The 13569-nt window shown below is 55.6% G+C and carries 11 protein-coding genes, 4 tRNA genes and 1 pseudogene; 7 read left to right on the top strand and 9 right to left on the bottom strand.

The window, feature by feature from the left end; genetic code table 11:
* The first annotated feature begins 60 nt into the window (after positions 1-60).
* Both NF347_RS07815 and NF347_RS07820 read left to right on the top strand, forming a co-directional pair.
* Entirely contained in the window at positions 61-1749 is a 1689-nt protein-coding gene (locus tag NF347_RS07815) for a tetratricopeptide repeat protein (RefSeq protein ID WP_107036066.1), read from the top strand.
* 74 nt (positions 1750-1823) lie between these two features.
* Positions 1824-1899: transfer RNA gene (locus tag NF347_RS07820), tRNA-Gly, on the top strand.
* A gap of 503 nt (positions 1900-2402) precedes the next feature.
* Here NF347_RS07820 and NF347_RS07825 read toward each other — a convergent pair.
* The 7 genes and pseudogenes from NF347_RS07825 to NF347_RS07855 all read right to left on the bottom strand — a co-directional run.
* Positions 2403-2736, bottom strand: a pseudogene (locus NF347_RS07825) (ABC transporter permease); the annotation flags it as partial.
* Between the two features lie 104 nt (positions 2737-2840).
* A tRNA-Leu gene (locus NF347_RS07830) sits at positions 2841-2924 on the bottom strand.
* Between the two features lie 52 nt (positions 2925-2976).
* Positions 2977-3052: transfer RNA gene (locus tag NF347_RS07835), tRNA-Gly, on the bottom strand.
* A gap of 53 nt (positions 3053-3105) precedes the next feature.
* Positions 3106-3178: transfer RNA gene (locus NF347_RS07840), tRNA-Gly, on the bottom strand.
* A gap of 186 nt (positions 3179-3364) precedes the next feature.
* Complete coding sequence (locus NF347_RS07845) at positions 3365-4060, bottom strand: metal ABC transporter ATP-binding protein (protein WP_107036067.1); 696 nt, start codon at positions 4058-4060, stop codon at positions 3365-3367.
* Entirely contained in the window at positions 4033-4950 is a 918-nt protein-coding gene (locus NF347_RS07850) for a metal ABC transporter solute-binding protein, Zn/Mn family (protein WP_107036068.1), read from the bottom strand. Before NF347_RS07850 ends, NF347_RS07845 begins: the two co-directional genes overlap by 28 nt.
* Positions 4950-5369 (bottom strand): VanZ family protein, encoded by a 420-nt coding sequence (locus NF347_RS07855; protein ID WP_161553762.1) that lies wholly within the window; start codon positions 5367-5369, stop codon positions 4950-4952. Before NF347_RS07855 ends, NF347_RS07850 begins: the two co-directional genes overlap by 1 nt.
* A 191-nt stretch (positions 5370-5560) precedes the next feature.
* On the opposite strand from NF347_RS07855, the gene NF347_RS07860 reads away from it, so the two are divergent.
* The 5 genes from NF347_RS07860 (at position 5561) to cdaA (ending at position 10400) form a co-directional block, all read left to right on the top strand.
* Entirely contained in the window at positions 5561-6922 is a 1362-nt protein-coding gene (locus NF347_RS07860; protein ID WP_107036070.1) for a sodium-dependent transporter, read from the top strand.
* A 7-nt stretch (positions 6923-6929) separates the two neighbouring features.
* On the top strand, positions 6930-7268 hold the full coding sequence (locus NF347_RS07865; protein WP_107036071.1) for a hypothetical protein: 339 nt from the start codon (positions 6930-6932) through the stop codon (positions 7266-7268).
* Positions 7269-7270: 2 nt separating this feature from the next.
* On the top strand, positions 7271-8638 hold the full coding sequence (locus NF347_RS07870) for a sodium-dependent transporter (protein WP_107036072.1): 1368 nt from the start codon (positions 7271-7273) through the stop codon (positions 8636-8638).
* A gap of 8 nt (positions 8639-8646) precedes the next feature.
* A complete protein-coding gene (folP, locus tag NF347_RS07875; RefSeq protein ID WP_107036073.1) occupies positions 8647-9507 on the top strand; it encodes a dihydropteroate synthase in 861 nt (286 codons plus the stop codon).
* Positions 9508-9617: 110 nt separating this feature from the next.
* Positions 9618-10400, top strand: a complete 783-nt coding sequence (gene cdaA / locus NF347_RS07880) for a diadenylate cyclase CdaA (protein ID WP_107036074.1) — start codon at positions 9618-9620, stop codon at positions 10398-10400.
* Positions 10401-10406: 6 nt separating this feature from the next.
* On the opposite strand, the gene NF347_RS07885 is transcribed toward cdaA, so the two are convergent.
* Together NF347_RS07885 and NF347_RS07890 are read right to left on the bottom strand one after the other, a co-directional pair.
* Positions 10407-11405 carry a pepsin/retropepsin-like aspartic protease family protein gene (locus NF347_RS07885; protein ID WP_123549350.1) on the bottom strand — a complete coding sequence of 333 codons (999 nt, stop codon included), beginning with the start codon at positions 11403-11405 and terminating at the stop codon, positions 10407-10409.
* A 255-nt stretch (positions 11406-11660) separates the two neighbouring features.
* Positions 11661-13538, bottom strand: coding sequence for a biotin/lipoyl-containing protein (locus NF347_RS07890; protein WP_107036076.1), 1878 nt, complete (start codon positions 13536-13538; stop codon positions 11661-11663).
* Positions 13539-13569: the final 31 nt, after the last annotated feature.

Genomic DNA, 13569 nt, shown 5'->3' on the forward strand with positions numbered 1-13569 from the left:
TCCAAGCCTACGGCACGTTTCAACGCAACTACAAAAACAAAAATATCCAAAACATCAGTTATGAAAAAAGCTTTAGGTCTGACTGTTGCGACAGCTGCCATGATCGTAGTGAGCGGCTGCAGCAAGAAGATGAACCAGTTTTCGGCTGATTACTTCAACTGCAACCCCAACCCGCTTGAAGTAGTCGGCACACAGGTGCCCGCCACCGTCACAGGCAACGTGCCTGCAAAGTTCTTCGTGAAGAACGCCACCGTCACCGTAACTCCGGTGCTTGTCTACGGCAACTACCAGACATCGGGCACCCCCGTCAAATATCAGGGTGAGAAAGTGCGCGGCAACGATCCCGTCGTAAGCTACGACCTCGGCGGCAGCGTTGTGATTCCCGCCAACTTCGCCTACACTCCCGAGATGATCAAGAGCGAGCTCTATCTGGAATTCAACGTTGAGCAGGGCAAGAAGCAGTATGTGCTTCCGCGCGTCAAGGTAGCCGACGGCGTTATCGCAACAGCCGCCTTCGCCAACGCAGGCACAGTCGATCCGGCCATCGCTCCCGACAAGTTCCAGCGCATCATCAACGAGAAGTACAGCGCCGACATCCGCTTCCTCATCAACCAGGCCAACATCCGTCCGGGCGAACTCAAGACCGCACAGATGGAAGCTTTCAACAATGATCTGAAAGCTGCCCACGCCGACACATCGCGCGTGATCAAGGAGCTCAACATCTCCTCGTATGCATCGCCCGACGGCTCGCTCGAATTCAACACCCAGCTGGCCGAGCGTCGCGAAGACAACACCGCCACATATCTTGAAAAGCAGCTCAAGAAGGACATGATCACAGAGTTCGGCGAACTCACCGCACAGTTCACTCCCGAGGACTGGGAAGGCTTCCAGAAGCTTGTTGCCGCCAGCGACATCCAGGACAAGCAGCTCATCCTCAGCGTGCTCTCGATGTATAAAGATCCCGAGCAGCGCGAACGCGAGATCCGCAACCTCGCCAACGTGTTTGAGGCTCTGGCCGACGAGATCCTGCCGCAGCTCCGCTACTCGCGCATCACGGCATCGGTCGACGTCATCGGCAAGAGCGACGCCGAGATCAACCATCTCTTCGACACAGACCCCTCCAAGCTGACCGTCGACGAACTCCTCTATGCAGCCACGCTCACAGAGAAGCCCGCACGCAAGGAGGCTATCTACACAGCCGCAACACGTCTTTATCCCAACGACTTCCGCGGCTTCAACAACCTCGGCATGGTGAAATACGAAATGGGCGACTACGCAGCAGCCAAGGCCTGCTTCGCACAGGCACAGAAGCTTGCGCCCAACGCTCCTGAAGTGCAGATGAACCTCGGTCTGATCGACCTGCTCAACTCCAACTACGACGCAGCCAACCGTTACTTCGGCAATGCCGCCGGCCTCAACGAGCTTGGTGACGCTCTCGGAGTGTACTACCTCAAGAAGGGCGACGCAGCAGCAGCCGTGAAGGCATTCGGCAACAGCAAGACCAACAACGCCGCTCTGGCGCAGATCCTTGCCAAAGACTACAGCAAGGCCAAGTCGACTCTGGCAGCTATCGCCACTCCCGACGCAACCACATATTATCTGATGGCAGTAGTGGGTGCACGCACCAACAACAGCCAGGCGCTCACCGCCAGCCTCCGCCAGGCCATCAAGCTTGATCCGTCGATGGCACAGCGCGCCGCACAGGATCTCGAATTCTCGAAGTTCAACCTCTCCGGTGTGCTGAACTAATCGACAGCGAGAGCGTTTATAGAAATTGACACAACAGGTTGCCGGCGCCTTTTGCCGCGCCGGCAACCTTCAATGCGGCAGTAGCTCAGTCGGTAGAGCATCAGCTTCCCAAGCTGAGGGTCGCGGGTTCGAACCCCGTTTGCCGCTCCAAGTATAAAGCGTTGAAAATAAGCGATCTGAAACTTATTTTCAACGCTTTTATACATCCGTACACATACACGCTGACCCGAAAAAAAGCTACCGCGAATGCGGATTCAGGCACTCCAGGATCAGATTGCGGACTGCAGCCCAACTCACCGACAGACAGCAGCCCAGACAGCAGCCCATCCAACCGACCAACCAATCAACTGACCGATCGACCAACTAACCGACGGAACAGCCGACATGACGACTGGCGGAACGACCCACAGAGCCATCCAATACAAACTAATACAACCATACAATCAGCCAACGATAGAGATCTCCCCCCCCTACAAACAGCGACACGACGCAGTAAGGCGACAGTCAGCACAGCGACGCAGTAATATAAAGCGCGGTGGAGTCCCGCTCACGCGGGGCGCCACTGCGACTATCCATAGATGCAAATAAACAGGATGGGAATATATGCTTATGCCATGGTGACAGGAAGAGAATGCGTGCGAACCAGACTCTCATCATTCGTAACGGATCGCTTCGATAGGATCGAGTCCTGCGGCTTTCTTGGCCGGATACCAGCCGAAAAAAAACTCCGGTGACAGTGCAGACCGCAAACGACAGCACTACCGAATAGAGCTGCACATAGACCAGCCAGTGGGCTATGAAATTGACCAGCCATGACGCTATCAGCCCCACGAGAATGCCGATCATGCCACCGCTGACGCTTGTGATCACTGCCTCTATGAGAAACTGCGACAGGATGTCGACACCTCGGGCGCCGATAGACATGCGCAGACCTATCTCACGCGTGCGCTCTGTCACTGACACATACATGATGTTCATGATGCCTAGGATTTCATAGTCCACGGGGATGGGATTTGAGAGAGTACGGTTGAGGGGGATAAAAACAGAAAATCCCAGATGTTTGAAATTCAAACATCTGAGATTTTCTGAAGTGTCCGAAATGAGACTCGAACTCACACGATCCAATGATCACTACCCCCTCAAAGTAGCGCGTCTACCAATTCCGCCATCCGGACTTAAATTCATCTGCTTGGATTGTCAGCAAACTCCATGGGTTGATTTTTGCATTGGAGCGAAAAACGGGACTCGAACCCGCGACCCCGACCTTGGCAAGGTCGTGCTCTACCAACTGAGCTATTTTCGCGAGTTGGATGCCTGCTGACTGCCGGCTGATGAAGTATGTTTATGTTCTCTTTGAGCGAAAAACGGGACTCGAACCCGCGACCCCGACCTTGGCAAGGTCGTGCTCTACCAACTGAGCTATTTTCGCAAGTCGGTGCAACCGTTTTCCCGATTGCGATGCAAAGGTAGGCATTATTTCCGAACCACCAAAATTTTCTGACTATTTTTTTGCATACATTTTTCTCACAAAATCGAAACGCTGCTGAAAATCAAAATTATAGCCCGACAACTTTTTTTTCGGGCAAAGCGGGCGGAATACGCGTCAACCTGGAATTCAGCCGCAGTCACACACCACACGATGGTTGTCGGAATGACACACATGGACCGTCCCGTCGACAATAATATGACGCGTGGCCATTGCCGCGATAGCCGTCATCTCATGGCTCACGAGCACTATCGTAGTGTTACCGGCCTTCTCGCGCAGGATTTCGTAGATACGCTGCTCGAAATGCTTGTCGACGTAGCTCAGCGGCTCATCGAGTATAAGCAGCGGTGCTTCCGATATTAGCGCCCGGCCGAGAAGCGATCGCTGCACCTGTCCGCCCGACAGGCGTCCGATCGGCTGCGAGGCATGCCGCTCCATGCCTATTGTGCGGAGGATGGCATTCGTACGCTCCTCCACATCCTTGCGACTCATGCCCCTGCATCCGAGAAGTCCAGAGGCCACCACCTCCGACACCGTGAGAGGAAAATGCGAGTCGATGGTGTTTTTCTGCGGCAGATAGCCCACATCCAGACGATCGGCACGCGATCCGTCGGCAGCGAAATACGCCACCTCGCCCTCGCTCGGCCTGAGAAGCCGGAGTATGATGCGCAGCAGACTCGTCTTGCCGCCGCCGTTGGGGCCGGTTATCGCCATGAAGTCACCACGGTGTATGTCGAGATCAACTCCCGACAGCACCCGACGGAGCCCGTGGCGGAGTCCCACGCCACGCATGCTTATCAATACAGGTCGTTGCTGTTTGTCCATTCTGTCAGATTGTCGACGAGTTGCATCATAGTCTTGTCCCAGTCAGCAGCCATGGGATTGAACATGGCCTTGCGTGCCCCAGTAGCCTGCACTATGGCGTCGGAGCGCCCCGATTCGTCCATCTGCGGCTGAACGAACATCACGAGCCGGCCTGGTGATGCGGACACCGAACGCAGCCGATCCATCAGTCCGGGTAGAGATATTTCCTTGCCCCCGCCGCCGAGCGCTATCTGCGTCAGGCCGTAATCGCGCGCGAAATAACTCAGCGAAGGGTGCCACACCATAAAGCCTTGCCCTCGCAGCGGAGCGAGCCGAGCCGACATGGCGCTGTCCATCCTCGCCAGACCGCGGTCGAGCTCGGCATGACGGCGACGGTATTCGTCGGCATTGACCGGATCGGCCTCCACCATAGCGTCGAGCATATTCGAAGCTATCACACGCGCATTGCGCACGGAGGTCCACGTATGCGGGTCAGTTCCCGCGTGATCATGATGATCATCTCCGTCATCATGCAGATGAGAGTGACCGCTGTCGGCTATCAGATCTATCCCCTCCGAGGTGTCGACCACACGCAGACGGCCGTTGCCATCCTTCAGGCGCAGTGCGAGCGCATCCTCCCACGGAAGATGACCCATCTTCATATACAATATGCCGCCGGAGGCCGATTTCAACGCCGCCAGAGGCGGATCGAAGTTTTCAGGATTGGCATCGCCGGGAAGCAATGATCTCACTTCCACCTTGTCGCCCACAATACTGTCGAGCAGCCACTTCTGCGGATCGATGCTCACCGTCACCACCGGACGGCTGCTCACCTTGGAGCTGCATCCGGAGAAAGCCGCCACAGCAGCGGCACCCAGAAGCATCAGCGTGTATCTAACTATATCAGTCATCAGCTTTCTTGTTTTAATGTGTCATTACGGCGGCCGGCCACATACTTCATCACTATGACGCCGGCAACGGCTCCGGACATATCCGCCACCCAGTCGGCCCAGTCGCCAGAACGGCCGGCACCCATGGCATACTGCAGTATCTCTACAATACCGCCAAGCGCACCCGAAACAACAGCTCCGGCGAGCCATGCCTGTCGTGAGCCTTTCAGTCTGTATATGTCAAGAGCCAGAAGAGCGGATATCACACCGAACATCAGGAAATGAGCCACCTTGTCGGCACCCTCGAAAAGACCTGGCGTTTCGTCGGGCAGCGGATCCGGCGCAAGAGTCAGCCAAAGCATGCCTCCTATGGCCACAGCCGACAACACGACCGGCGGGACACGCATCATCGCGTCAAATATCTTTACGAGCAGTTTCATGAATGCAAAGTTACAACAACTCTGTCTCAATTTCGTTGACATCACTCCGAAATTTGTCACACAGCTCGCCCGATCGACTGAAATCATGCCGGGAAAGACGGGTATAAACGCGTCCTAATTACAGCAGATGGCTGAGTACTTACAGTTTTTTCATTATCTTTGCCGAATATTTACACATCGTCAGTTTTTCAATGTCAGACAAACCCAAATTCGCATCAAAGATAGGCCTTGTCGCGGCTACGGTGGGGTCGGCCGTAGGACTCGGCAACGTTTGGCGCTTCCCGGCCGAAACGCAGGCCAACGGCGGAGCCGCGTTCCTTATCATCTATATAGCCTGCGTGTTTCTGCTCGGAGTGCCGGTCATGACAGCCGAATTCGCACTTGGCCGAGCCGGAGGCAGTGATGCCGTAGGAGTCTTCAAGAATATCGGTGCCAACCGCCGGTGGTGGATCATCGGCGCCCTCGGCATCATGGCCAGCTATATGATACTGATGTTCTATATGGTCGTGGCCGGATGGACACTCGAATATCTGATCCAGTCGATAAGCGGCCATCTTTACGACGGGCTGACTGCCGCCGCCGACTCCACGGCCCACTTCGCATCGCGCATGAAAGAGTTCATTGCCGACGGATGGAATCCGCTTGTCAACACCTATCTAATGATCATGCTCAACCTTGTAGTGCTGGCACTGGGAGTGCAGAAAGGCATAGAGCGGATATCCAACATACTGATGCCGCTACTGTTTCTGCTGCTGTTGATACTCGTCGGAGTAGCCATGACACTTCCGGGGCTCAAGGCCGGACTGACGTTCTTCCTGCGCCCCGACTTCTCGAAGATCACCACAGGAGTGGTGCTCAGCGCTCTCGGACAGGCATTTTTCTCGCTGTCGCTCGGCATGGGCATACTCATCACATATTCATCCTACTTCCCGCGCGACACACGTCTGTGTCGAACAGCCGTAACGGTCAGTCTGCTCGATCTGCTTGTAGCGATACTGATGGGACTGATAATCTTCCCGTCGGTAACATCGTTCGGACTGCAGAACGAAAGCCTTCAGGGAGCCACACTGGTATTCATCACACTGCCCGAGGTGTTCGCCCACATGCCGGCCACCGCGATATGGTCGTCGGCATTCTTCCTGCTGCTGACTGTCGCAGCGCTCACATCCACCATATCCATTGCCGAAGTGACGATCGCGTTTCTGGCCGACCGTTTCAGGCTGTCGCGCATCAAGGCGTGCCTGCTGACACTCATGCCTTTGTTTCTATTCAGCTCGCTATGCTCGCTGTCGCAGGGTCCGCTGTCGGAAATCACGATAGCCGGCCGCAACATTTTTGACTTTCTCGACTTCTTCGCCACAAACATCATGCTGCCGGCCGGCGCTCTGCTCCTGTGCGTCTACATGGGATGGTTCGCTCCGCGCCGTCTGTTGCGCGACCAGCTGACCAACTTCGGACAGATCACCTCGCACATGCCGGGCATCATCACGGCCATACTGCGCTACGTAGCACCGATATTGATACTCTTCATACTCCTCTCAAGCATCATCTGACAAACCAATGGCCTACGAGAAATTCACCTCCGCCGAACGCCGTGGCCTGCTGCTGCTGACCGGACTGCTGACAGCCGCTATATGTGCGGTGGCCATAGCCCGCGGATGCTCCGGCGGTGACCCTCAGCCACTTCCCCACGCGACAACCGCCACACTCCCACCTACAACTGACAATATCGCAGAGACTACAGCCGACGGCGACTCAGCCGTCACCCGGCAGCATCGCAAAAAACGCACCAGAAAAAACGCTCCCCGACTGACACCAGCCGGCCGCGAACGGAGCCACCGCGACGAATCGGTGCTCGATCACAACACCATACCAGCTGAAAACACCCACGAAAACTGACAATGACACCACACACCGACACCGACAACAGCATAGCCGCCAGTCGCGGCCAGTTTGCCACACGCTTTGCCGTGATAGCCGCCACGGTAGGCTCCGCCGTAGGTCTTGGCAACATATGGCGGTTTCCATACGAAGCCGGCACCCATGGCGGCGGCGCGTTCATGCTGCTATACATAGCTTTCATATTCATAATCGGAGTGCCTGTGCTTACAGCCGAGTTTATCATGGGCCGATCCACACGATCCAACATCTTCGGCGCCTACCGCGCTCTTGCCCCCGGCCGACCATGGTATTTAGCCGGATATATCGGCATCGTGGCCTCGATGACCATCATCAGCTTCTACTCCGTAGTGGCCGGATGGACACTCGAATACTTCATCGAGTCGATCACCGGTTCGCTATCGGGACTTGACAGCGGGCAATACCACAGCCGCTTTCTCGCTCTGGCCTCCGACGGCGTGCGTCCGGTCCTATGGACAATACTCTTTCTGGCCTTGAATTTCGTCATAGTGGCAAGGGGTGTCAACAAAGGGATAGAACGTATCTCCAATCTGCTCATGCCCACCCTTTTCGTACTGCTGATCGTCTTCTGCATAAGATCACTCACCTTTTCAGGCGCTTCCGAAGGCCTTCGGTTTTTATTCAGCCCCGACTTCTCGCAGATCACCCCCTCGGTAGCGCTCGGCGCCATGGGACAGGCATTCTTCACCCTCTCGCTCGGCCTCGGCTGCATGGCCACCTACGGATCTTATTTCTCATCACGCACTCCCCTGCTGCGCAGCGCTGTCACCACTGCCTCTCTCGACACCCTTGTGGCAATCCTGTCGGGAATCATCATATTCCCGGCCGTATTCACCTTCGGCGTTTCACCTGCAGCCGGACCCACGCTGATATTCGAAGTGCTCCCGTCGATATTCCATTCGCTCCCTCTCGGTCCGCTCTGGTCAGCTCTGTTTTTCTTCCTTCTGATACTGGCGTCGCTCACATCCACCATATCCATGTCGGAAACAGCCATAGCGTTTTTCATCGAAGAGCGCGGCATGAGCCGACGGACGGCCACAATGACCAACGCCACCGTGGCGCTCGTGTTCGGCACACTATGCGCCCTCAGTTTCGGCCCGCTCGACGGCTTCAGGATATTCTCGCTCAATATCTTCGACGCGTTCGACTATCTATCGTCCAACATACTGCTCCCCGCAGGCGGACTGATCATATCCATATTCACCGGATGGGTGATGCCGCGCCACATTCTCCGCGAGCAACTGTCGCCCGCCCGCCGCATCACTCTGACCGCGCTCACCATACTTCTGCGGTATATCGCTCCCACAGGCATAATACTTGTGTTTTTACGCTCTACAGGCATAATCTGACATTACACATGACACCATACAGCTTCACCCCGTTCTCAATGCGTCTGCCACGACGCCTCATAACAGCCGACCGTCCGCTGGTCATGGCCATACTCAACGCCACTCCCGACTCATTCTATGCGGCCTCGAGAGCCGACGGAGCCGACGCAATAGCCCGACGCGCCGAACGCCTGATTGCCGACGGCGCCGACGTCATTGATCTCGGCGCCTACTCCTCGCGCCCGGGAGCCGACGAAGTAAGCCCGCAGGAAGAGACCGACAGACTGCTTGCCGCATGCAGAGCCGTAAGAAGCGTAGCCCCCGACATACCTCTGTCGGTCGACACTTTCCGCGCCGAAGTGGCCCGCATAGCCGTGGAAGAGGGGGGAGCCGACATCGTCAACGACATAACCGGCGGCGACGATCCGGAAATGCTCCCCATCGTAGCACGGCTCGGAGTGCCGTACATAGCCATGCACATGCGCGGCACACCCGCCACTATGCAGTCCATGACACAATATCCCGACGACGATCCGACCGGGGATATCATCGCACGTCTGTCGAACGTCATCGAACGCTGCTCACAGCTCGGCATAGCCGACGTCATAGCCGATCCGGGTCTTGGATTCGCCAAAACCATGGAACAGAACTACAGGGTTCTCCGTCAGCTCCCGATCATCGCGCAGGCGCTCAGGCGGCCTCTGCTCATCGGCCTTTCGCGCAAGTCCATGCTCACAAAAGCACTCGGCATAGCTACCGAAGACGCGCTGCCGTCCACCGTGGCCGCCGACACCATGGCGCTTATGCTCGGAGCGTCGATCATCCGCGTCCACGACCCCCGCGAGGCATCACAGACTGTAAAATTGCTTGAGTTGCTGAAAAATTCGTAACTTTGCACAGTTTATGTCGGTGCTGACATCCACGCATCACCCGATGCCCGGACTAACGGCCACACACGACATCGCTCACTACCAGACAACTAATTCGCAGCCTCTCCGCCATGGATCCCTTCACCCTACGCGACGCCCTCGACATAGCGCTTGCCGCACTGCTCTTGTTCTACATCTACCGTATAATGCGGGAGTCGGGCACAATCAACATATTCTACGGTCTGCTTGCATTCATCGTGGTGTGGGTGGTAGCCTCACAGATTCTCGAGATGAAGCTCATCGGCACGATACTCGACAAGTTCATGTCGATAGGCCTGCTCATCATAGTCATACTGTTTCAGGATCAGATCAAACGATTTCTTGTTGAGCTTGGCGACCATAAGCGCTGGCGGTTTCTGCGCAACCTGTTCCACCACCGCAATCCCGCAGAGGATGCCGACGAGCGCGGACGACGTCTTATAATCCCCATCGTGTATGCGTGCATGAATATGGCCAAGTCAAAGACCGGGGCGCTGATAGTCATACAGCAGAATGTCCCGCTTGAGAATTACGAGCGGTCGGGCGACATCATTGACGCCCTGCCCAACTCACGTCTCATAGAAAACATCTTTTTCAAGAACTCACCTCTCCACGACGGCGCACTTATCGTAGCCGACGACCGACTGAAATCGGCCGGATGCATCCTGCCGGTGTCGCATGACCGAAACGTGCCGCGCGCACTTGGACTGCGTCACCGCTCGGCACTCGGCATATCACAGGCGACAGACGCCATAGCCATCGTGGTCAGCGAAGAGACCGGCGGCATATCCATCGCCCACAAAGGACGTCTGACCACGCGTCTGTCGTCGGCCGATCTCGAGCACAATCTCACACAGATACTTCACCAGCTCTGACCCGTCTCAGTCTACAATCTCTACAGACGAAACCAAAGGAGGAGTCTGTCTTGGGACATCGAAATAACGACGTAAATACACCTCCCCGCCGGCAAAATCTATCATACAGTCCTGCTCGAACAGATTCAACGGATTGAAAGCAAACCTCTCCTCGTCGTTGTCGTAATAATACACTATCACGTTGCCACCTCTCGAACCGATCTCCATCCACTCCGAATCATTTTTCAGAGCAGGATAGCTCTCCACCATGGTGACAATCGTATCAACCGGAAATCCAGCTGATGATTTCGGCAGACTTTCCGGCGACATTTTCACCATAGCCACACGGATACCGGTGTCACAAAAGAAGTTCATCATCTCTCCATTGACACGCATGTCCATATAATATCGCCGCCCAAGCCACAGAGCGTCGGCCAGAGAACGTGAATAATAAAGCCGGTTGAACGGTTCATACCCATCCGGAATATCATTGTACAGTCTCAAGACTCCGTTCATATAGTCGTAGGCCACCTTGAATTTCTGTATGAAGTCGATGCCGAGCACCGAATAGCCGGTCTGCGACGGAGCGAAATCCACACCCTCCACTACGTTACGTGTGGCTTTGTGTGCGACAGCCCTTACAGCGCCGCTCACGCTGTCGGCTACAAAGTGATAGTCATACAGCGGAATGCTCACCGTATAACGGTCAAAACAGATCCTCGTCTTGCCGTCACCGTCGCGCCCCATCACCGGATAGAATTTCTTCTCGACGCTCATCCCCATTTCCCGGAGTCGTTCCAGATCAGCTTCGGTGATTGTGGATATGTCGCTGCCGGTATCAAACTTGAACCGCAGGCCGGGCACAATCTCCACCATAACTTTCTGATCGACCAAAGGCAACACACCGATCTCTCCCTGGGTGAGCTCCACCCTGAGGTCGTTCTGCGATGACAAAGCCGTCAATAGTCCATAAGTCAGAACAACAATGGCCAATATCGAGCATAATATGATGATAATCCGTTTCATACACTGTTTTAAGCTAAACCGCCATACAGACATCGGCGCTTCTCAGCGAGAGCCACAGTTCAAGACTATGACATATCCGGGACGTGCATACCGTCTGTTTTTATTACAAACTTAACCATCCGCCGCATCATTTCCAATAAAGTCACACTATTGTCAACACTTTGTCAACAAAAAGAAGCATCTTCCGCACATCCGGCGTGAAGCCGTTATGCGGAAGATGCCTTTTGCGGTTCTATACCGTTCTGATCCAGTGGATCAGTCCTGATACTCTATCATCGGGGCGTCGGCAGCGAATCGGTCGCCGGGCTTCACAAACACACGTTTTACCGTGGCGTCGTGCTCGGCCTCGACGTCATTTTCCATCTTCATCGACTCATAAACGAGCAGTTTCTGACCTTTCTTGACGGTATCTCCGGGCTTTACCGACACTTCCAGGACAGTTCCGGGCATCGGTCCGCTGACCACCTCACCGGTGATAGGCTCTATCTTCTCCTCCTTTTCTGCCTCCTTGGCGGCTGCGGCCTGCCGGACAGCGGCCTGCTGAGCGTCATATTCGGCCTGGCGCTTGTTGCGCAGGAAAGTAGTGGCGACATTAGGAAGCAGTTCAAGCAGCAGATACTCCTCATCGTTCTGCGCGAGCTTCATGCCTCCGAGCTCGGCCACCTCCGGATTTTCGGGAGCCTTGTAGGAGCTTACGTCATAGGGATGCTCTTCGGCGTCGCCGGTGATCTGACGGCGGAACTCCGGATCGACGGCCACAGGCGTGTGTCCGTATTCGCCCTTGATGAGCGACATGAACTGATTGGACTTGTTTGTGTAGTCGGCATTGCCCTTCTTGCGGTCGAGCGCCAGGAATACTGCCTGACTGCCCACGATCTGGCTTGTGGGAGTCACCAGAGGCACCAGACCGGCGTCGCGGCGCACCTTCGGGATGAGAGCCATAGCGTCGTCGAGCACATCCTCCGACTGCAGAGCCTTGAGCTGTGCCACCATGTTGGAGTACATGCCGCCCGGCACCTCGGCGTTCTTCACGAGCAGGTTGGGTTTGGGGAAGCGGAAATAGTTCTCTATGGCATGACAAGCCTCAAGCATCGCTTCCTCGTCGCCGGCGCGTCCGGCAGCGATAGCATCGTCAAAAAGTTGCGATATTTCAGCAGGGAGTGTATCGTTCAGCGGATCGAATTCGACAGGGAACTCCTTGACAAGATCGAACGGAGCCAGCTCACGACGGGCGCCGAGAAGCTCGTTGCGGATCTTGCCTACCGCCTCCATGTCGGCCTCCACCTCTATGCCGAGGCGCTGGGCAAACACGTAGATCAGCTCTATGGCCGGAGCGGCCGAGCCGCCGCCAAACCACCAGATGTTGGTGTCGAGAATGTCCACGCCGTGGATCATGGCCATCACCGACGATGCCAGGCCATAGCCCGGAGTGCAGTGGGTGTGGAAATCCACAGGCACTTTCAGACGGCTCTTAAGCTTCGAGATGATCGACGCGGCGCGCAGCGGATTGACCAGGCCGGCCATATCCTTGAGGGTTATGATTTTGGCACCGAGAGCCTCCATTTCGAGAGCTTTTTCCACGAAATACTCGTCAGTAAATATTTTTTCAGGCTCCGACTGGCCGCCGAACAAGCGCCTCATACGGCTTCCGAAACCTCCCTTGGCGGGCTCGCTTTTGGGATCGACAGTGTAACACACCGCGCCGTCGGCTATGCCTCCAAGACGGTTGATCATCTTGATCGACTCCCTTACGTTGTCAATATCGTTGAGAGCGTCGAATATACGCATCACGTTCAAGCCATTGGCTATAGCCTCCTTGTAGAATCCCTCGAGCACGCTGTCGGGATAGGGCACATAACCGAACAGGTTGCGTCCGCGCGACAGAGCCGACAGAAGCGATTTTCCCTTCATGGCCTCGCTCGCCTTGCGCAGGCGATCCCAGGGCGATTCGCCGAGATAACGCATCACAGAGTCGGGAACGGCACCGCCCCACACTTCCATGATATAGAAACCTGCATTCTCATAAAGAGGCAACAGCCGGTCGATAGTCTGCTGGCTCATACGGGTGGCGAACAGCGACTGCTGTCCGTCGCGCATCGTCAAATCTCTGATTTTAAGCTTTCGAGCTTCCATAATACGATTTCATATCTTGATTTCAGGCTAC

The sequence above is a fragment of the Paramuribaculum intestinale genome (genome assembly GCF_030759015.1).
Taxonomy (GTDB): Bacteria; Bacteroidota; Bacteroidia; order Bacteroidales; family Muribaculaceae; genus Paramuribaculum; species Paramuribaculum intestinale.

Excerpts from the sequence above, each read along its gene's own strand:
- NF347_RS07860 (WP_107036070.1), top strand. The coding sequence starts at position 5,561 with ATGTCAGACAAACCCAAATTCGCATCAAAGATAGGCCTTGTCGCGGCT.
- NF347_RS07865 (WP_107036071.1), top strand. The coding sequence starts at position 6,930 with ATGGCCTACGAGAAATTCACCTCCGCCGAACGCCGTGGCCTGCTGCTG.
- NF347_RS07885 (WP_123549350.1), bottom strand. The coding sequence starts at position 11,405 with ATGAAACGGATTATCATCATATTATGCTCGATATTGGCCATTGTTGTT.
- NF347_RS07890 (WP_107036076.1), bottom strand. The coding sequence starts at position 13,538 with ATGGAAGCTCGAAAGCTTAAAATCAGAGATTTGACGATGCGCGACGGA.
- NF347_RS07845 (WP_107036067.1), bottom strand. The coding sequence starts at position 4,060 with ATGGACAAACAGCAACGACCTGTATTGATAAGCATGCGTGGCGTGGGA.
- NF347_RS07855 (WP_161553762.1), bottom strand. The coding sequence starts at position 5,369 with ATGAAACTGCTCGTAAAGATATTTGACGCGATGATGCGTGTCCCGCCG.
- NF347_RS07815 (WP_107036066.1), top strand. The coding sequence starts at position 61 with ATGAAAAAAGCTTTAGGTCTGACTGTTGCGACAGCTGCCATGATCGTA.
- NF347_RS07850 (WP_107036068.1), bottom strand. The coding sequence starts at position 4,950 with ATGACTGATATAGTTAGATACACGCTGATGCTTCTGGGTGCCGCTGCT.
- folP (WP_107036073.1), top strand. The coding sequence starts at position 8,647 with ATGACACCATACAGCTTCACCCCGTTCTCAATGCGTCTGCCACGACGC.
- cdaA (WP_107036074.1), top strand. The coding sequence starts at position 9,618 with ATGGATCCCTTCACCCTACGCGACGCCCTCGACATAGCGCTTGCCGCA.
- NF347_RS07870 (WP_107036072.1), top strand. The coding sequence starts at position 7,271 with ATGACACCACACACCGACACCGACAACAGCATAGCCGCCAGTCGCGGC.